This window comes from Lentzea sp. NPDC060358 (assembly GCF_042725365.1).
Taxonomy (GTDB): Bacteria; Actinomycetota; Actinomycetes; order Mycobacteriales; family Pseudonocardiaceae; genus Lentzea.
Map to the genome: position 1 here is coordinate 1 of NZ_JBHXCW010000513.1, position 1062 is coordinate 1062.

General features: G+C 71.4%; 1 protein-coding gene. It reads right to left on the reverse strand.

Annotation, left to right across the window (positions count from 1 at the left end):
- Positions 1-873 (reverse strand): IS30 family transposase (locus ACFWGZ_RS41290; RefSeq protein ID WP_382457026.1); only part of this gene is annotated, 873 nt, incomplete at its 3' end.
- Positions 874-1062: the final 189 nt, after the last annotated feature.

Sequence of the window (1062 nt, forward strand, 5' to 3'; positions counted from 1 at the left end):
GACCAGCATGGTGTAGCGGGTGCTGCGCTCGACCAGGGTGGCGATCGCGGAGCGGCTGTTCGCGCCGATGATCAGGTCGCCTTCCCAGTGGCCGGGAACGGCCCGGTCCTCGATGTCGGCGGGGCGGTCGCTGATCATCACCATCGGGTCGATGAACCGCGGGGCGCGCCGCCCGGGGTCCCGGCGTGGTCTGCGGCGGGTCCGGCCGGAACGGACCGCGGCCTGGACCTCCCGCTTCAGGCCGCCGCGGGCCTGGAAATACAGCGCCTGGTAGACCGTCTCCACGCTCACCCGCATGCTCTCGTCGTCGGGATGCTCCTTGTGCAGAGCGTGGCAGATCTGTTCCGGTGACCACCGCCTGCGCAGTCCGTCCCGGACGAAACGGCGCAACGGTCCCTCGCACAGCAGCTTGCGGTCCTTGGGCCGGGGTCTGCGCGCCGCTGCGGCCCGGTGGGCGGCGTAGGGCTGGTAGCCCTCACGGCCCGAGTTCGTGTCGATCTCCCGCTTGACCGTGCTCGCCGGCCGTCCCAGGGCGCGTCCGATCGCCCGCAGCGACTGCCCCGCCGCGTGAAGATCGCGGATCCGTTCTCGCTCGGCAAGCGTCAGGAACCGCGGGTGAAGCTGCTTCTCCAGGGCCGTCGGGCCCACCGGTGTCGTGGTCACACCGGACATCGTGACGGTCCCGGTGGTGTAGTCGACACGGCGCCCGTCGGCGTAGGTGCGCGAGGAGCGGGTCTTCTTCACGCCCCAGTCCCAGTCCTTGGCCGTGCGCTCGTTCACGCCGACCTGCCGGGCCGCCACCCGGCGGGCGACACCCTCGGCCCGAAGCCGCTCGTACTCGTCGCGCCGGGGGTGCCTGTGCGGCCTGCGCACCGAGGTCCGTCCGGCCTTCCGGGCCCAGCCGAAAGCGGTGTTCCGGTTCACCCCCAGCTCACGCGCCACCACGGTCACATTCCCCACGACATCCAGCCGCGCAAAGAAACGCTCCCGCACCCCCGCAAGATCACCACGCTCAACGCCCACGGTCCTCGCAACTCCCACAGATCGCGGGTGTTGCGAGGC